The 17,181-nt window shown below is 69.9% G+C and carries 15 protein-coding genes; 12 read left to right on the plus strand and 3 right to left on the minus strand.

What is annotated here, in order from left to right; genetic code table 11:
- Positions 1–82 precede the first annotated feature (82 nt).
- From ACZ49J_RS03475 to ACZ49J_RS03500, 6 genes are all read left to right on the plus strand, one after another.
- Entirely contained in the window at positions 83–520 is a 438-nt protein-coding gene (locus ACZ49J_RS03475) for a DUF3052 domain-containing protein (protein WP_467447588.1), read from the plus strand.
- A gap of 415 nt (positions 521–935) precedes the next feature.
- Positions 936–1,394, plus strand: coding sequence for a peroxiredoxin (locus ACZ49J_RS03480; RefSeq protein WP_467447589.1), 459 nt, complete (start codon positions 936–938; stop codon positions 1,392–1,394).
- Between the two features lie 113 nt (positions 1,395–1,507).
- Positions 1,508–2,083, plus strand: coding sequence for a TerD family protein (locus tag ACZ49J_RS03485; RefSeq protein WP_467447590.1), 576 nt, complete (start codon positions 1,508–1,510; stop codon positions 2,081–2,083).
- A gap of 236 nt (positions 2,084–2,319) precedes the next feature.
- Positions 2,320–2,895, plus strand: a complete 576-nt coding sequence (locus tag ACZ49J_RS03490; RefSeq protein ID WP_467447591.1) for a TerD family protein — start codon at positions 2,320–2,322, stop codon at positions 2,893–2,895.
- Positions 2,896–3,020: 125 nt separating this feature from the next.
- On the plus strand, positions 3,021–4,163 hold the full coding sequence (locus ACZ49J_RS03495) for a DUF475 domain-containing protein (protein WP_467447592.1): 1,143 nt from the start codon (positions 3,021–3,023) through the stop codon (positions 4,161–4,163).
- A gap of 175 nt (positions 4,164–4,338) precedes the next feature.
- Positions 4,339–5,073 (plus strand): TerD family protein, encoded by a 735-nt coding sequence (locus ACZ49J_RS03500; protein ID WP_467447705.1) that lies wholly within the window; start codon positions 4,339–4,341, stop codon positions 5,071–5,073.
- Positions 5,074–5,213: 140 nt separating this feature from the next.
- Here ACZ49J_RS03500 and ACZ49J_RS03505 read toward each other — a convergent pair whose 3' ends face one another.
- Entirely contained in the window at positions 5,214–6,017 is an 804-nt protein-coding gene (locus ACZ49J_RS03505) for a TerD family protein (protein WP_467447594.1), read from the minus strand.
- Between the two features lie 194 nt (positions 6,018–6,211).
- Here ACZ49J_RS03505 and ACZ49J_RS03510 point away from each other — a divergent pair, with 194 nt between their 5' ends.
- The 3 genes from ACZ49J_RS03510 to ACZ49J_RS03520 all read left to right on the plus strand — a co-directional run bounded on the left by ACZ49J_RS03510 (position 6,212) and on the right by ACZ49J_RS03520 (position 10,742).
- The gene (locus ACZ49J_RS03510; protein ID WP_467447595.1) at positions 6,212–7,378 is read left to right on the plus strand and encodes an HpcH/HpaI aldolase/citrate lyase family protein; all 1,167 of its coding nucleotides are present in this window, start codon (positions 6,212–6,214) and stop codon (positions 7,376–7,378) included.
- Between the two features lie 89 nt (positions 7,379–7,467).
- Entirely contained in the window at positions 7,468–9,939 is a 2,472-nt protein-coding gene (locus ACZ49J_RS03515; RefSeq protein WP_467447596.1) for a phosphoribosyltransferase, read from the plus strand.
- Positions 9,939–10,742: an HAD family hydrolase gene (locus tag ACZ49J_RS03520; protein WP_467447598.1), complete on the plus strand. Its 804-nt coding sequence runs from the start codon at positions 9,939–9,941 to the stop codon at positions 10,740–10,742. Before ACZ49J_RS03515 ends, ACZ49J_RS03520 begins: the two co-directional genes overlap by 1 nt.
- A gap of 189 nt (positions 10,743–10,931) precedes the next feature.
- On the opposite strand, the gene ACZ49J_RS03525 is transcribed toward ACZ49J_RS03520, so the two are convergent.
- Together ACZ49J_RS03525 and ACZ49J_RS03530 are read right to left on the minus strand one after the other, a co-directional pair.
- A complete protein-coding gene (locus ACZ49J_RS03525; RefSeq protein ID WP_467447599.1) occupies positions 10,932–11,594 on the minus strand; it encodes a DedA family protein in 663 nt (220 codons plus the stop codon).
- 60 nt (positions 11,595–11,654) lie between these two features.
- Entirely contained in the window at positions 11,655–11,870 is a 216-nt protein-coding gene (locus tag ACZ49J_RS03530) for an FmdB family zinc ribbon protein (RefSeq protein ID WP_467447600.1), read from the minus strand.
- 460 nt (positions 11,871–12,330) lie between these two features.
- On the opposite strand from ACZ49J_RS03530, the gene ACZ49J_RS03535 reads away from it, so the two are divergent.
- From ACZ49J_RS03535 to ACZ49J_RS03545, 3 genes are all read left to right on the plus strand, one after another.
- Positions 12,331–14,478 carry a transglycosylase domain-containing protein gene (locus ACZ49J_RS03535; protein ID WP_467447706.1) on the plus strand — a complete coding sequence of 716 codons (2,148 nt, stop codon included), beginning with the start codon at positions 12,331–12,333 and terminating at the stop codon, positions 14,476–14,478.
- 79 nt (positions 14,479–14,557) lie between these two features.
- A complete protein-coding gene (locus ACZ49J_RS03540; protein ID WP_467447601.1) occupies positions 14,558–15,910 on the plus strand; it encodes a polysaccharide deacetylase family protein in 1,353 nt (450 codons plus the stop codon).
- Positions 15,911–16,022: 112 nt separating this feature from the next.
- Positions 16,023–17,180 (plus strand): amidase domain-containing protein, encoded by a 1,158-nt coding sequence (locus ACZ49J_RS03545; protein ID WP_467447602.1) that lies wholly within the window; start codon positions 16,023–16,025, stop codon positions 17,178–17,180.
- Position 17,181: the final 1 nt, after the last annotated feature.

Genomic DNA, 17,181 nt, shown 5'->3' on the forward strand with positions numbered 1-17,181 from the left:
GACTACGGCCAACGCTTCGCGTACGCGCGTGGCTGAACTTCCCTGGGGGCGACCCCACCCGAACATGATCAGGAGGCAACCCGTGAGCGCGACCGCGGACCACGCGGAGGAGCGGACGAACCCTGCCGCGAGGCTGGGGTTCCAGCCCGAGCAGGTGGTCCAGGAGATCGGCTACGACGACGACGTCGACCAGGAGCTCCGCGAGGCCATTGAGGAAGTCATCGGCAGCGAGCTCGTCGACGAGGACTATGACGACGTGGCCGATGCCGTGGTGCTGTGGTTCCGCGACGAGGACGGCGACCTGACCGATGTGCTGGTGGACGCCATCACGTACATCGAGGAGGGTGGGTCGATCCTGCTGCTGACGCCCAAGACGGGGCGCGACGGCTACGTGGAGCCGAGCGACATCTCCGAAGCCGCGACGACGGCGGGTCTGTCGGCGACCAAGAGTGTGAGCGTCGGCAAGGACTGGAGCGGGAGTCGGCTGGCGACCCCGAAGGCGGCCAAGACCAAGAGGTGAGTGTCCTTCGGGGCGCGTTGTGTGTGCCGGGTACGGGGCGGTGGAGCAGGGCGTTCTTTCGCCCCCGCCGCCCCGTACCCGTCCCGTCCCCAGGGGCTCCGCCCCTTCGACCCCGCACGGGGCTCCGCCCCGGACCCCGTTCCTCAAGCGCCGGAGGGGCTGGATGGTGGGGGCCGCGCCCCGTCAGGGGCGCGGGGCTGTATCGATATGCGGCTCCGCCGCGGAGCGCGACCAGCCCCCACCCGCCCGCACACACGCACTCCACCCACCCCGGGCACCCGCGGGGGTATGGGGCGGAGCCCCCGAGGATGGGACGGGTAGGGGCGGCGGGGGCGACCTCCTCCGTGGGCACCGTGATCCCTGCGTAGGCTGGGGGCCCGCTTCCAACAGCCCACGGAAGGAAACGCACACCATCATGGCGATCCAGGTCGGCGACAAGGCCCCGGACTTCGAGCTCAAGGACAACCACGGCGCCACCGTGAAGCTCTCGGACTTCCGCGGCGCGAAGAACGTGGTGCTGCTCTTCTACCCGTTCGCCTTCACCGGCGTCTGCACCGGCGAGCTGTGCGAGCTGCGCGACAACCTCCCGAAGTTCGTCAACGACGACGTCCAGCTCCTCGCCGTCTCCAACGACTCCATCCACACGCTGCGCGTCTTCGCCGAGCAGGAGAACCTGGAGTACCCGCTGCTCTCCGACTTCTGGCCGCACGGGGAGACCTCCCGCGCGTACGGCGTCTTCGACGAGGACAAGGGCTGCGCCGTGCGCGGCACGTTCATCATCGACAAGGAGGGAGTCGTGCGCTGGACCGTGGTGAACGGACTGCCCGACGCCCGTGACCTGAACGAGTACGTCAAGGCGCTCGACACCCTGTGATTCTTGGCCCCCAGGGCCTGCGGCGGGCGGGAACCCCTCACTAGGATCGACTCGTTGATCCGATGGCAACGCACGACGGGGCTCCCCGCCCCTGGACACCAATGGGAGGACTCGTGGGAGTCAGCCTCAGCAAGGGCGGCAACGTATCGCTGACCAAGGAGGCCCCGGGCCTGACCGCGGTCATCGTCGGTCTGGGGTGGGACGTCCGCACCACGACCGGTACCGACTTCGACCTGGACGCCAGCGCCCTGCTGCTGGACGCCTCGGGCAAGGTCGGCAACGACGCGAACTTCGTGTTCTTCAACAACCTCAAGAGCCCGGACGGCTCGGTCGAGCACACCGGTGACAACCTCACCGGTGAGGGCGAGGGCGACGACGAGCAGATCAAGGTCAACCTGGCCGGGGTGCCGGCCGAGATCGAGAAGATCGTCTTCCCCGTCTCCATCTACGACGCCGACAACCGCCAGCAGTCCTTCGGTCAGGTGCGCAACGCGTTCATCCGCGTCGTGAACCAGGCAGGCGGCGCCGAGATCGCCCGCTACGACCTGAGCGAGGACGCCTCCACGGAGACCGCCATGGTCTTCGGTGAGCTCTACCGCCACGGAGCGGAGTGGAAGTTCCGCGCCATCGGCCAGGGGTACGCGTCGGGCCTGCGCGGTATCGCCCAGGACTTCGGCGTGAACGTCTGAGCCGTATCCGCATGTGATCGTCCGAGCCCCCCGTGCACGCCCGAGGTGTGCACGGGGCTCGTCCCGTCCGGCGCCGCACCTCCTGATCGAGTGCGGCGCCGGACGTGCTCCCACCCGCGGCAACCCCATACATCGGCACCCACCCCCACTCACCCGCACGGAGCGGGCGTACCGTTCGTACCGCCCGTACCGCTCGCCACAACACAACACAGCTCGACACGGGGAGGACCAGCACCATGGGCGTCACGCTCGCCAAGGGAGGCAATGTCTCCCTCTCCAAGGCCGCGCCGAACCTCACACAGGTGATGATCGGGCTCGGCTGGGACGTCCGCACCACCACGGGCGCCGACTTCGACCTGGACGCCAGCGCCCTGCTGTGCCAGTCCGGCCGGGTCCTGGGCGACGAGTGGTTCGTCTTCTACAACAACCTCAAGAGCCCGGACGGCTCGGTGGAGCACACCGGGGACAACCTCACCGGTGAGGGCGACGGCGACGACGAGTCGATCCTGGTCGACCTGTCGAAGGTGCCGGCCCACTGCGACAAGATCGTCTTCCCGGTCTCCATCCACGACGCCGACAACCGCGGCCAGTCCTTCGGGCAGGTCAGCAACGCCTTCATCCGGGTCGTCAACCAGAGGGACGGCCAGGAGCTCGCCCGCTACGACCTGAGCGAGGACGCCTCCTCCGAGACCGCGATGATCTTCGGCGAGGTCTATCGGTACGGGGGCGAGTGGAAGTTCCGGGCGGTGGGACAGGGGTACGCATCGGGACTGCGAGGCATCGCACTCGACTTCGGGGTCAACGTCTCGTAGCGCAATATGCGCTAAAGCAGGGGCCGGATGGGGTACGCGGGGTGCCCGACTAGACTCCGGATTCAAAGTTTCGTAAAGCCGCGCGTGGCGCGGGGGAACCCCGTACTAACAGGATTGGGTAGCCAGTGGTTCTGAAAACCTTCGGCTGGTCGTTCGCGGTCACCGCGCTCGGCTTGGTCGCAGCGATCCTCTACGACGGATGGACCGCGTTCGGGATCGTCGCGATCCTGTCCGTCCTGGAGATCTCGCTGTCCTTCGACAACGCGGTGGTCAACGCCGGGATCCTGAAGAAGATGAATGCCTTCTGGCAGAAGATCTTCCTCACCATCGGCATCCTCATCGCCGTCTTCGGCATGCGGCTGGTCTTCCCCGTCGTGATCGTCGCCATCAGTGCCAAGCTGGGGCCGATCGAGGCCGTCGACCTGGCGCTTACGGACAAGGACCAGTACCAGCAGTACGTGACCGACGCCCACCCGTCGATCGCCGCCTTCGGTGGCATGTTCCTGCTGATGATCTTCCTCGACTTCATCTTCGAGGACCGGGAGATCAAGTGGCTGGCCTGGCTGGAGCGTCCGCTGTCCAAGCTCGGCAAGATCGACATGCTGTCGGCCTGCATCGCGATGATCGTCCTGCTGATCACCTCGATGACCTTCGCCACCCACGCCCACCAGCACGGCGGCACCCACGCCGACAAGGCCCAGACGGTCCTGATCTCCGGCCTCGCGGGCTTGATCACCTACCTCATCGTCGGCGGCCTCTCGAGCTTCTTCGAGAACAAGCTCGAGGAAGAGGAGGAGCGCGAGCACGAGGAGGAGGAAGAGGCCAAGCGCAGCGGCAAGCAGGTCTCGGCCGTCAAGCTGGCCGGCAAGGCCGCGTTCTTCATGTTCCTCTACCTGGAGGTCCTGGACGCGTCCTTCTCCTTCGACGGCGTCATCGGCGCCTTCGCCATCACCAACGACATCGTCCTCATGGCGCTCGGCCTCGGCATCGGCGCCATGTACGTCCGGTCGCTCACGGTCTACCTGGTCCGCCAGGGCACCCTCGACGACTACGTGTACCTGGAGCACGGCGCGCACTACGCGATCGGCGCCCTCGCCGTGATCCTGCTCGTCACCATCCAGTACGAGATCAACGAGATCATCACCGGCCTCATCGGCGTGGTCCTGATCGGCTGGTCCTTCTGGTCCTCCGTCCGCCGCAACCGGGCACTGGCGGCCGCGGAGGGAAAGGCCGACTCCTCGGGCGACAAGGCCGAGGTCTCGGTGTGACCGGTTCCGGGGTGTGACATCCCTCCGGGTGAGGAACGCTCTGTGCGGGGCGGCTGTTCGAGGACGAGTCCTCAAGCGGCCGCCCCGCGGCGGTTGACGCACGACCACGGTGACGCACGACCACAGGTGACGCACCGACGACGGTGACGCAGGACACGGCAGGGTGAGGGCGGGAATGGGCTTCTTCGACGGTCTGCTGAGCGGCCGCACGCAGTTCGACTCGGGCAGCGCGGCGAGCAACTCCATCGAACTGACCAAACGGCACCGGACGGTCTCGCTCACCAAACAGGGCGCGGCGACCGGCAATCTGCGCATCAACCTGTCCTGGCAGATGCGCACGTCCGACATCGGCGGTCCCAAGCGGCAGAGTCTGCTGCGCCACCCCTTCCAGGCCCTCAAGCCCGACGAGGTCAAGGCGCACAGCCAGAGCATGGTCAACGTGGACCTCGACCTCGGCGTGCTGTACGAGCTCAAGGACGGGTCCAAGGGAGTGGTCCAGCCGCTGGGCGGCTTCTTCGGTGACACCAACGCGGCGCCGTACGTGAAGTGCAGCGGGGACGACCGGTTCGGGTCGGGGTCCGGGGAGACGATCTACGTCAATCTCGATCACCGCGACGACATCAAGCGGCTTCTGGTCTTCGTGTACATCTACGACCAGACACCGGCGTTCGACCGGACGCACGCGGTGGTCACGCTGTATCCGAGCAATGGGCCGCGGATCGAGATCAGCCTCGACGAGCGGCATCCTCAGGCCCGGTCGTGTGCCGTGGTGATGATCGAGAACGTGAAGGGGGAGATCGTCGTCCGGCGTGAGGTGAAGTTCGTGTACGGGTTCCAGGCGGAGCTCGACCGGTTGTACGGGTGGGGCTTGCAGTGGGGGCGGGGGTACAAGTCCAAGGTCGAGCGGTAGCGCTGCCGCTGGGCTCGGCCGGTTCGCCCATGAGCTCGGGTGCTTGGGTCGGTTGGCGGGTGCGGGTTGTGTGTGGCTTGTCGCGCCCACGCGGCGGAGCCGCATATCGACACAGCCCCGCGCCCCTGACCGGGCGCCCCCTACCGGCCGATGAACTGCGGGCCCTGAGGCGGCAGCGTGAAGTCCGGGTCCGGCAGGGGCGCGGCGGGGGGCTGGAGGTAGTACGCCTGTGGGGCGGCCGTGGTCGCCGGTTCCTGTCGGGGGTGGGGGTAGCCGTACGCGGGCTGGGTCTGCTGCTGTGTCGGGGCGGCGGGAGGGTAGCCGTAGCCGGGCTGCTGCGGGACCGCCGAGGTGGGCTGCTCGGGCGGGAGAGGGGCGGAGACCTCCGGTGCCGCGGCCTCCGACTCGTCCACCGAGATGCCGAAGTCGGTCGCGAGGCCCTGCAGGCCGTTGGTGTAGCCCTCGCCGAGCGCGCGGAACTTCCAGGCCCCGCCGCGCCGGTAGAGCTCGCCGCAGATCAGGGCCGTCTCCTCGCCGGTCTCCGGCTTGACGTCGAAGTATGCCAGCGGTTCCGCGTCGGCGACCGTGGCGTCGTACAGCAGGATGCGCAGGGACCGTACGTGCTCGAAGGGGACGTCGTCGGCGGAGGCGACCAGCAGAATCTGTCCGACGGCGGACTCGACACCCGCCAGATCCGTCTGGATGGTGTCCGTGAGGCCCTCGGCGACGCGCTTCTTGCCGAGCCGCCAGACCTTGCCCGAGGGGTGGCGGGGCTGGTTGTAGAAGACGAAGTCCTCGTCGGACCGTACGCGCCCGTCGGGGCCGAGGAGCAGCGCCGAGGCGTCGACATCCGGGACACCCTGCCCGGGCGTCCAGCGCAGCACGGCGCGCACCGCCGTGGCTTCCAGCGGGACGTTCGACCCCTTCAGCATCGCGTGCGTCATGCGGATCATCCTGCCTTCTCGGTCCTGGTCACGACAACGCGGGGGTGGCGATCACCCGGCCGGCGAACAGCGAACGTTCGATACGTCCGAGTTACCTGAACTTCATGCCCTGGGGGAACCCACGACATGGGTCTCTACGTACTATTACCGGCCACCATTTTCACCAGGCCGACCAGCGGCCACGGGGGAGTCATATGCGTCACTTCGGGCACATCGCCCCTGAGGAGCGTCAGCGCCTCTTCCACCGGGAGCCCGGCTTCTTCACCGCCGACTCCCCGGCCCGGGTACTCGCGGCGGCCCTGGGGGCCACCCTCTACAGCCCCGCCACCAGGCCCCGGCTGGCCGACGACGTGGTGAAGCAGGCCGGGCGCGGTGTCGTGTCCATGGTGCTCTGCCTGGAGGATTCGATCGACGACGCCGAGGTCGCGGGCGGCGAGGAGAACCTGGTCCGGCAGTTCGCCGACCTGGCCGGGCGCCCCGAGGCGCAGTTGCCGCTGCTGTTCGTCCGGGTCCGTACGCCGGAGCAGATACCGGATCTCGTGCGGCGGCTCGGACCGGCCGTCCGGCTGTTGTCCGGATTCGTACTACCCAAGTTCACCGAGGAGCGGGGCGTGCCGTTCCTGGAGGCGCTCACCGCCGCCGAGGCGTCGAGCGGCCGGCGGCTGTTCGCGATGCCCGTCCTGGAGTCGCCCGAGCTGATGTACCGCGAGTCGCGGGTCGAGGCGCTGCAGGGCATCTCCCGCACCGTCGACAAGTACCGCCACCGCGTGCTCGCGCTGCGCCTCGGCGTCACCGACTTCTGCTCCTCGTACGCGCTGCGCCGCCCGCCCGACATGACCGCCTACGACGTGCAGATCGTGGCCTCCGTGATCGCCGACGTGGTGAACGTGCTCGGGCGGGCCGACGGCACCGGCTTCACCGTGACCGGGCCGGTCTGGGAGTACTTCCGGGTCCAGGAGCGCATGTTCAAGCCGCAGCTGCGCACCAGCCCCTTCCTCGAGGTGCGGGCCACCGAGTTGCGCGAGACGCTGATCGAGCACGCGATGGACGGCCTGCTGCGGGAGATCACCCTGGACCAGGCCAACGGCCTCCTCGGCAAGACCTGCATCCACCCCTCGCACGTCCTGCCCGTGCACGCGCTGTCCGTGGTCAGCCACGAGGAGTACAGCGACGCCCAGGACATCCTCAGACCCGAGCGCGGCGGCGGGGGTGTGCTGCGGTCCGCCTACACGAACAAGATGAACGAGGTGAAGCCGCACCGCGCCTGGGCCGAGCGCGTCCTGCAGCGCGCCGAGGTTTTCGGCGTCGCCAACGAGGACATCGGCTTCGTGGAGCTGCTGGCGGCGGGCCTGCCCGGCTGACGGGGCACCACGACGGGACCCCACGACCACGGGACCCCACGAGGGGACCGGCGGGAACGGCCCGCCGGCGCCTTACTGACAAGGATTCGATGAAGAACAACGAGGTCTGGTCCGGGAGCTGGGTCGCTCAGCGGCTCGGTGTCGAGCTGATCGGCGACGAGCAACTGCGCGACCTGCTGGGACTCGCGCTGCGCCGCAACCCCCGGCGGGCACATCTGCTGGTGTCGAACGTGCTGGGCAAGCACGTGCCGCAGTCGCCGTCCGTCGTGTACGGGTACGGGTTCGCCCTCGGCCGGCGGGTGCGCGAGCTGCTGGGCGACCAGGCGGGCGAGGCCGTCGTCCTCGGGTACGCCGAGACGGCCACGGGGCTCGGCCACTCGGTCGCGGACGGCGTGGTGTTCGCGCCGTACCTCCACTCCACCCGGCGGCCCGTCCGCGGCGTCGCCCCGGCCGGCGGCTTCGAGGAGTCCCACTCCCACGCCACCTCCCACCTGCTGCTGCCCGAGGACCCCGCGCTGCTCGCGGGTGACGGGCCGCTGGTGCTGGTCGACGACGAGTTCTCCACCGGGAACACGGTCCTCAACACCATCCGCGAGCTGCACGCCCGCTACCCGCGCGACCGGTACGTGATCGTCGCGCTGGTCGACATGCGGTCGGCGGCGGACCTCGGACGCCTCGAGGAGTTCGCCCGCGAGATCGGCGCCCGCGTCGACCTCGTGACGGCGGCCTCCGGGACCGTACGGCTGCCCGACGGCGTGCTGGAGAAGGGGCAGGCGCTGGTCGCGGAGTACGAGGCCGCCGGGGAGCCCTCGCGGCCGGGTGCCACCCCGGGTCACGTCACCCGTGTCGAGCTCGGCTGGCCCCGCGGCGTCCCCGACGGCGGGCGGCACGGCTTCACGCGCGAGCACCGGGCACGCCTGGAGAGCGCGCTGCCCGCCATGGCCGCGCGGCTCGCGGACGCGCTGCCGGAAGGCACGCGGCGCGTGCTCGTACTCGGCTTCGAGGAGCTGATGTACGCACCGCTCAGGCTGGCCCGGGCACTGGAGAAGGCGGTCGACGCCGAGGTGCGGTACTCGACCACGACCCGCTCACCCGTCCTCGCGGTCGACGACCCGGGCTACGCGATCCGCAGCCGAATCGTTTTCCCGGCCCACGACGACCCCGACGACGGCCCCGGCGAGCGCTACGCCTACAACGTCGCGGGCGCCGGTTTCGACGCGGTCGTCGCCGTCGTCGACTCGGCCGCCGACACACCCGCGCTCCGCGCCGCCGACGGCCTCCTCACGCAGCTCGCCGCGCACACGTCGAGCGTGCTGCTCGCGGTCGTGCCGTCGTACGTCCCGTCGTACGCGGCCCAGCGGGCCACCCCGCACACCACTCCGTACGTCACCGAAAGGCCCTCCATGCTGCCCGAGCCCCTCCGCGGCCCCGACTTCTCCTCGTACGCGCCCGAGGAGGTCGGCTGGCTGCTGAGGGACCTCTCGGAGGTCACCCTGGAGGCCCCCACCGAGGAGCGTGAGGAGGCCATCCAGAGCGGCGGCGCGCACTACGCGGAGTCGCTGCCGGTGGAGTACCAGCCGAGCGAGCGGTACCAGGCCCTGTTCCACAGCGCGCTGGAGGAGTCGGCGGCCCGAATAGCCCAGGCCGTGGGGGTCGTGACCGAGACGGTGCTGGCCGAGCGGTCACCCCGGCCGGTCCTCGTGTCGCTCGCCCGCGCCGGCACCCCCGTCGGCGTTCTGATGCGCCGCTGGGCCCAGCGCCGGCACGGGCTCGACCTCGCGCACTACGCCGTGTCCATCGTGCGGGGCCGCGGCATCGACGCCAACGCGCTGCGCTGGCTCGCCGCCCACCACGACCCGGCCGACGTCGTGTTCGTCGACGGCTGGACCGGCAAGGGCGCCATCACCCGCGAACTGGCCGACGCCCTCAAGGAGTTCGAGGCCTCCGACGGCATCACCGGCTTCGACCCGGAGATCGCGGTACTCGCCGACCCGGGCTCCTGCGTGCGGACGTACGGCACCCGCGAGGACTTCCTCATCCCCTCCGCGTGCCTCAACTCGACGGTGTCCGGGCTGATCTCACGTACGGTACTGCGCTCGGACCTGGTCGGCCCGAACGACTACCACGGCGCCAAGTTCTACCGCGAACTCGCCGGCGTGGACGTGTCGAACGACTTCCTTGACGCCGTCTCCGCCCGCTTCACGGACGTCGCGGACGCGGTGGACACGCAGGTCAAGGAGCTGCTCGCCGCCGACCGCACCCCGACCTGGGAGGGCTGGGCGGCCGTCGAGCGGATCAGCGAGGAGTACGGCATCCACGACGTCAACCTCGTCAAGCCGGGCGTGGGCGAGGCCACCCGGGTGCTGCTGCGCCGCGTACCGTGGAGGATCCTCGCGCGGGCCGGGGCGGGGGCCGACCTCGACCATGTGCGCCTGCTGGCCGAGCAGCGCGGGGTGCCGGTGGAAGAGGTCGCCGAACTGCCCTACACCTGCGTCGGGTTGATCCACCCCAAGTACACACGGGGCGCCACCGGCGCCGACGGGAAGGCGGTGGCCCTCTGATGGCCGTCATGGTGGCGAGCGACCTCGACCGTACGCTCATCTACTCCTCGGCGGCCCTGGCGCTGACCATGCCGGACGCGCGGGCACCGAGGCTGCTGTGCGTCGAGGTGCACGAGAGCCGGCCGCTGTCGTACATGACCGAGACCGCGGCCGGGCTGCTCACCGAACTCGGGGACGCGGCGGTGTTCGTACCGACCACGACCCGTACCCGCAAGCAGTACCAGCGCATCAACCTGCCGGGCCCGGCGCCCACGTACGCGATCTGCGCGAACGGTGGGCACATCCTGGTGGACGGGGCCACGGACTGGGACTGGCACGCTCGGGTGACGGCCCGGCTCGCGGACGAGTGCGCGCCGCTGGACGAGGTGCGGGAGTACATGGCGGCCACGTCGGACCCGTCCTGGGTGCGCAAGCACCGGGTTGCGGAGGACCTGTTCGCGTACCTCGTGGTGGAGCGTGAGCTGCTGCCCGAGGACTGGGTCAAGGAGCTGGCCGTCTGGGCGGAGAACCGTGGCTGGACGGTCTCGCTCCAGGGCCGCAAGATCTATGCCGTGCCGAAGCCGCTGACCAAGAGCGCGGCCGTGCGGGAGGTCGCCCGGCGTACCGGGGCCGGGCTCGTTCTCGCGGCGGGGGACTCACTGCTGGACGCCGATCTGTTGCTGGCCGCGGATCGGGGGTGGCGGCCGGGGCATGGGGAACTGGCCGATACGGGGTGGGTGGCGCCCGGCATCACGGCTCTTCCTGAGCGGGGGGTTGCGGCGGGGGAGCGGATTCTGCGGGAGTTTCTGGTGGGGTGCCGGTAGCGCGGTGGCGTCTGCCGGGGGCTGTTTGTTGGCGGGTGCGACTTCGTCGTGGCTGGTCGCGCCCACGCGGCGGAGCCGCATATCGATACAGCCCCGCGCCCCTTAGAAAGCCGTGCAGGCGCCCGCGCCGATGAGGAGCCGCGCAGTCTCCCGCAGCTTGAAAGCCGTGCAGTTGCCCGCGCCCTTCATTCAAGAGCCGTCAGTCACCCGCGTCCTTCCAGAGCGGGCGCGGGCCGACCTGCGGAGCCGTACGGCCGTGAAGGCCAGCAGGGCTGCGCCCGCGGCGGCCAGGACCACCTTGGAGTAGGTGGAGGCGAGGGCCGTCACCTCCGTCCAGTTGTCGCCCAGGAGATAGCCCGCGAGGACGAAGACCGTGTTCCAGATCGCGCTGCCCAGGGTGGTGAGGGCGGTGAAGACGGGCAGCGGCATGCGTTCGACGCCCGCGGGGACGGAGATGAGGCTGCGGAAGATCGGGATCATCCGCCCGAAGAAGACGGCTTTGGTGCCGTGCTTGAGGAACCACGCCTCCGTCTTCTCGATGTCCGCGACCTTCACCAGGGGCAGGCGGGCCGCGACCGCCACGGTGCGCTCACGGCCGAGGAGCGCGCCGATCCCGTAGAGCGCGAGGGCGCCGGCCACCGAGCCGACGGTGGTCCACAGCAGGGCGGCGAACAGGTCCATCCGTCCCGTGCTCGACGCGAAGCCCGCGAGCGGGAGGATGACCTCGCTGGGCAGTGGGGGGAAGAGGTTCTCCAGCGCGATGGCCAGCCCCGCCCCGGGCGCGCCGAGCGTGTCCATGAGGCTGTTGATCCACTGGGGTGCGGGGCCGGCCTCCGCCGCCATCACTGTCATGAGGCGCACGGTAGGGGAGCGGACCTTAAGGGAACCTGAGGCGTGGGCCGGCCTCAGGGATCAGCCGCAGCAACCTCCGCCGCAGCAGCCACCGCCGCCACCACCGGCCGCCGGGGCCGGGGCGGACGCCGAGCCGCCCACGGCGACCGTCGACAGCAGCTTCACCGTGTCGGCGTGACCGGCGGGGCAGTCCGCGGGGGCGGAGGACTCCGCCATGGGGCGGCTCAGTTCGAAGGTGTCGCCGCAGGTCCGGCAGCGGTACTCGTAGCGAGGCATGCGCACAGGTTAACCGGCGACCCACGGCGGCGGCAGATCTCCGGGACCGGTCCCCCCGGGTGGGCGGAGTGTCTGGTGTGGCCGGTTTTGATGGCGTGATGCGCGTGGCCATTTCTGTCCGGTTCTTGTTCGAGGCAGTTGTGAAAGTGGCTGATAATTTGTGGAGGCCGCGTGGAGGTCGAAAGACCGGGGGAAACAGGGGGTTCGTAGTCGCGTCTTCCGCGGCTGCGTCTGTCCGCGCGTGCGATTCCACGTGCGGAGGGAGACGCAGTCGTGACCACTGCTCGGCATCGGACCAATGCCGTGCACTCCATGAGCCGTCCGGGCGCCGGAGCCCGTCGTGGCTAGCCGGCAGGGCGGCCCCTCGGGCCGTCGCCGGGCCGCGCAGAAGCACTGGTGGCAGCGGCGTACCCCGACCGGTACGGCGGCCGGCGCCACGGCCGGTGCCGCGACCGGAGACATGACCGGAACCGGCACCGGTTCCGTCGACCGGGGCCGTCCGGAGGCGTGGGCGGGGGAGCCGTGCCGGGAGACCGGCTTACCGGAGGCGCAAACAGGGCGAACCGGGCGTGAGCAGGCCGGCCAAGGGACCGGATCGCGCCATCGCGGCACCCGCCGCAGACCGGCCCCTCCGTCGCCCCTCGCACGCCTCGGACGGCGCTGGACGCCGCTCGCCCGCCGGCTCCGTCCGGAGTACCCCCGGCCGGGTCGCACGGGCTGGCGCCGCTGGCTGCCCTCCTGGCGCCAGTCGCTGGGTGCCGCGCTGCTGTCCGCCGGGTTCGGGGGCGGGCTGCTGACCGCCGCCTACGCCGCCACGGACATCCCCGTGGACCTCAACACCTTCGCCACGCAGCAGGACAACGTCTACTTCTGGTCCGACGGCACCCCCATGGCCCGTACCGGCTGGGTGCGGCGCCAGGCGATGCCGCTGAAGGACATCCCGGAGAATGTGCGCTGGGCGGTGCTGGCCGCGGAGAACGCGAGCTTCTACTCCGACCCGGGCATCTCCGTCGGCGGACTGACCCGCGCCCTGTGGCGCACGGTCGGCGAGGGCGACACCCAGGGCGGCTCCACCATCACCCAGCAGTACGTCAAGAACGTCTACCTGTCCCAGGACCGTTCGGTGGGCCGCAAGTTCACCGAGGCGATGATCGCCCTCAAGCTCGACAACCGGATGAGCAAGGACAAGATCCTGGAGGGTTACCTCAACACCAGCTGGTTCGGCCGCGGCACCTACGGCATCCAGCGGGCCGCGCAGGCGTACTACGGCAAGGACGTCGGCGAACTCAACGCCAGTGAGGCCGCGTTCCTCGCCTCCCTCCTCAAGGGCGCCGGCCTCTACGACCCGTCCCTGAGCAAGGCCAACCAGGCGCGGGCCGAGGAGCGCTGGTCCTGGATCCTGGACCGGATGGTCGACATCGGCCGGCTGACGAAGGCCGAGCGCGCCACGTACACGAAGTTCCCGCAGCCGCTGGACCAGTCCCAGGCGTACGACACCGGACGGCAGAGCGACTACCTGGTCGAACTGGCCGCCCAGTACGCCAAGAAGGCCGCGCGCATCTCCGACAAGGACTTCGACATGGGCGGCTACCAGATTTACACGACCTTCGACCGCAAGCGGGAGACTGCCCTGACCAAGGCCGTGACCAAGGCCCGGAAGAAGGCGCTGAAGGACTCGCCGGACAAGGCGAAGGCGGCGCACTACGGAGCGGCGTCCGTGGCCGCCGACGGCCGCATCCTCGCGGTGCACGGCGGACCGGACCACCGCGAGCAGGGCTTCAACGAGTCCAACGCCACCACCGTCCCGGCCGGTTCGGCGTTCCTGCCGCTCGTGTACGCGGCCGGCCTGGAGCACGGGGCCGCCAAGGAGCGCGGGACCGCCAGGACACGTGTCACCCCGGAGTCCGTCTACGACGGCAACGACGGCGTCCCGGTCACCACACCCGAGGGGCCCTACTGGGACCGCAGCGGCAAGAAGGTCCTCGCCCGCAACGACGGCGGGAAGTCCTACGGGAGCATCACCCTGCGCACGGCCCTCGCCCAGTCCGTGAACACACCCTTCATGCAGCTCGGCATGGACACGGGACTGGACAAGGTGCGCGAGACCGCCGAGGCGATCGGGATGCTGCCCGCCAGCATGGGACCGCAGGTGCCCGCGCTGTCCACGGGCAACTCCACGCCCAGCGCGATCCGGATGGCGAGTTCGTACGCCACGTTCGCCGCCGGCGGCACGCACACCGAGCCGTACTCCGTGCGCAAGATCACCCACAACGGCTCCCGGGTCGCGCTGAACGCGCCCAAGCCGCGCCGGGCGGTGCGCCCCCAGGTGGCCCGCCAGGTCACCGAGGCGCTCACCGACTCCTTCCGGAGCGCCCACCCCACCGCGGCCCCCGCCTCGGCGGAGGTCGCCGGGAAGGCCGGCACGACGCCGGACGACAAGGCCGCCTGGTACGTCGGCACGAACCGCTCGGTGTCGACCGCGGTCGTCGTCTACCGCATGGACCTGACCAAGAGTCTCGAACCACTGCCGCTCAAGGGCATCGCCGGCGCCTCGGCCACCGAGGTCCCGTACGGCATCTGGTCGAGCGCCATGAGCCCGCTCGGCTGACCTCCGACGGCTCACCCGCAGCACCCGTTCCCCCGCAGCACCGCACCACCCCCCACTTCCCTCGCAGATTGAGCTCCGCATGAAGTCGAAGCCGCGTTCCCACCCGCAGCAGCAGTCGCGTGCGCAGTCGTCCTCTGGCCGTGGCCGTTCCCGTGGCCGCCGTGGCCGCCGCCGGGCCCGCCCGCAGCAGAGCCCCCGTCCCGGCTTCCTCGCGATGGCCGTCCTCCTCGTCGTCGCCTTCACCGCCGCGGCCTTCCTGGGCCTGAACCGCTGGGACGGCACCTCGCCGACCGCCTCCTCCGGCCAACAGGACCGGTCCGGGGGCAAGGCGCCCTCCCCCGCGCCGACGGCGGAACCCGAGTGGGACGGGAAGACCCGGCTGATCGGCGACGGCTCCACCTCGTACACCGGCCCGCAGAAGGGGCAGTTGAAGCCCAAGCCGCTCAAGCCCGGCGAGAAGCCCCCGCAGTTCGTGGTCTTCTCCTGGGACGGCGCGCTGGAGAGCGACGACGAGCTGTTCTCGCACTACCGGGAACTGGCCAAGAAGTACGACGCCCACATGACGTTCTTCCTCACCGGGATCTACCTGCTGCCCAAGGACAAGAAGTCGCTGTACGACCCGCCCCAGCACAAGAAGGGCTCCGCGGCGATCAGCTACCCCACCGACGAGCACATCCGCACCACGCTGGAGCAGCTCGGCAAGGCGTGGCAGGACGGCAACGAGATCGGCACCCACTTCAACGGCCACTTCTGCGGCGCCAAGGGCGGCGGGGACTGGAGCGTGGAGGAGTGGCGGACCGAGATCGACGAGTTCAACTCCTTCGTCAGGAACTGGAAGACCAACACCGGCTTCGAGGACCTGCCCGCGCTGCCCTTCGACCTCAAGGAGATCACCGGCGGGCGGGCCCCCTGCCTGGAGGGCCAGGAGAACCTGCTGGAGGCCGCGAAGGACTACGGCTACCGCTACGACGCCAGCTCCAAGGGCGACTTCCAGATATGGCCGAGCAAGAAGAACGGCATCTGGGACTTCCCGCTGCAACTGCTCCCGTACGAGGGGGGCGACTACCAGGGCCTGTCCATGGACTTCAACTTCCTCTACAACCAGTCCGACGGCCAGACCCAGGGCGACCCCGCCCAGTACCCCCGCTGGGAGGAGGAGACCGTCGACACCTACATGGACGGCTTCAACCGCGTGTACTACGGCAGCCGTGCCCCGCTGTTCATCGGCAACCACTTCGAGGACTGGAACGGCGGCATCTACATGCGGGCCGTCGACCGGGTCATCGAGAACGTGTGCACCAAGAAGGACGTGAAGTGCGTGTCCTTCCGTGAGCTGGCCGACTGGCTCGACGTGCAGAAACCCGAGACCCTGCAGCGGCTGCGCGCCCTGGACCCCGCACAGTCGCCGGAGTGGTCGACGGTCGTGAAGTAGCCGCCACGGTCGTGGAGCGACTCAGGTGACCCCTGGTGTGGAGAGGTTGAGCAGAACATGTAAAGATTCCGTCCCCGGGCACCGACCATCCCGGGGTCAAGGAGAACTCCCAGTGAAATCAAGGACGTTCAGCAGCCGCTGCTCGACCCTGGCGGCGGTGACCCTCTCCACCGCCCTGCTCCCCCTCCCCGCCGCGTACGCGGCCGGCCAGCCGGAACGCCAGACACCCCAGGTCACGGCCGCGACCACCGGAGCTTTCGGCCGCATGGCGGACGCCGTGCTCACCGACCGCACCGCCGCTCTGCTCGACCAGGGCCGGGCCCCGCGCACGGCCCTGAAGGCGACCGGCGGCGCCCGCCTGTCCTCCGCCCTCAGCCGTACGGAGGGCACCGCGCTGACCACCCTGCGCGACACGCGCTCCCGCCTCGCCGCGCTGGGCGAGGCCTACACCGACGCCGACACCGACGTCACCGTGGACAGCACCCGCGTGAGCGGACAGCGGGCCACGGTCCGGGTCACCGAGACCACGACCCTGACGTACGAGAAGATCCGCGGCGACGAGCCCGACACGACCGGTTTCCGGGCGCACCACGAACTCACCTTCACCGCACAGGCGGACGGCGCCTGGCAGCTGTCGGGCATACGCTCCACGGACAAGGGCCCCCGGCAGATCAACGAGCCGGTCGCGGCGGCGCAGTCCGGACAGCTCCGCGTCTCCCCGTTCGCCGTCATCAACGCCCCCAAGGCCGCCACGACCTTCCCCGCGCCCGCCAACCCCAAGAGGCTCACCGGCGGCACGTACAACTACGCGGCGATGGCCACCTACACCGAGAAGTACTGGAAGGACTACAACCCGGCCTACCGCAGGTACAACTCGCTCGGCGGCGACTGCACCAACTACCTCAGCCAGGGCCTGCTGGCCGGCGGCTGGAAGCAGATCTCCACGGTCACGCCCGAGGAGTACGACACCTGGTACTACGCGTCGAACGGTACGGCCGACGCCTGGATCGGCGTCAACGAGTGGTCCTGGTTCACGCAGACCGCCAAGCGGACCACGGCGCTCGCGAACGTCTACCAGATGGACGTCGGCGACGTGATGCAGATCGACTTCAACAAGGACGGGTCCAAGGACCACTCCATGATGACGACCTACCGCAGCTCCAGCGGCGTCCCGTACGTGACCTACCACGACGTCGACACCTACCGCCGGTCGGTGGCGAGCATCATCGCCTCCTACCCGACCGCCGCGTACTACGCCTACCGCACCTGAG

The sequence above is a fragment of the Streptomyces sp. NPDC030840 genome (assembly GCF_055572015.1).

Bases quoted from the DNA above. Each gene is read 5' to 3' on its own strand.
- ACZ49J_RS03480 (WP_467447589.1), top strand. From the start codon at position 936: ATGGCGATCCAGGTCGGCGACAAGGCCCCGGACTTCGAGCTCAAGGAC.
- ACZ49J_RS03490 (WP_467447591.1), top strand. From the start codon at position 2,320: ATGGGCGTCACGCTCGCCAAGGGAGGCAATGTCTCCCTCTCCAAGGCC.
- ACZ49J_RS03500 (WP_467447705.1), top strand. From the start codon at position 4,339: ATGGGCTTCTTCGACGGTCTGCTGAGCGGCCGCACGCAGTTCGACTCG.
- ACZ49J_RS03505 (WP_467447594.1), bottom strand. From the start codon at position 6,017: ATGACGCACGCGATGCTGAAGGGGTCGAACGTCCCGCTGGAAGCCACG.
- ACZ49J_RS03510 (WP_467447595.1), top strand. From the start codon at position 6,212: ATGCGTCACTTCGGGCACATCGCCCCTGAGGAGCGTCAGCGCCTCTTC.
- ACZ49J_RS03515 (WP_467447596.1), top strand. From the start codon at position 7,468: ATGAAGAACAACGAGGTCTGGTCCGGGAGCTGGGTCGCTCAGCGGCTC.
- ACZ49J_RS03520 (WP_467447598.1), top strand. From the start codon at position 9,939: ATGGCCGTCATGGTGGCGAGCGACCTCGACCGTACGCTCATCTACTCC.
- ACZ49J_RS03525 (WP_467447599.1), bottom strand. From the start codon at position 11,594: ATGACAGTGATGGCGGCGGAGGCCGGCCCCGCACCCCAGTGGATCAAC.
- ACZ49J_RS03530 (WP_467447600.1), bottom strand. From the start codon at position 11,870: ATGCCTCGCTACGAGTACCGCTGCCGGACCTGCGGCGACACCTTCGAA.
- ACZ49J_RS03535 (WP_467447706.1), top strand. From the start codon at position 12,331: ATGACCGGAACCGGCACCGGTTCCGTCGACCGGGGCCGTCCGGAGGCG.
- ACZ49J_RS03540 (WP_467447601.1), top strand. From the start codon at position 14,558: ATGAAGTCGAAGCCGCGTTCCCACCCGCAGCAGCAGTCGCGTGCGCAG.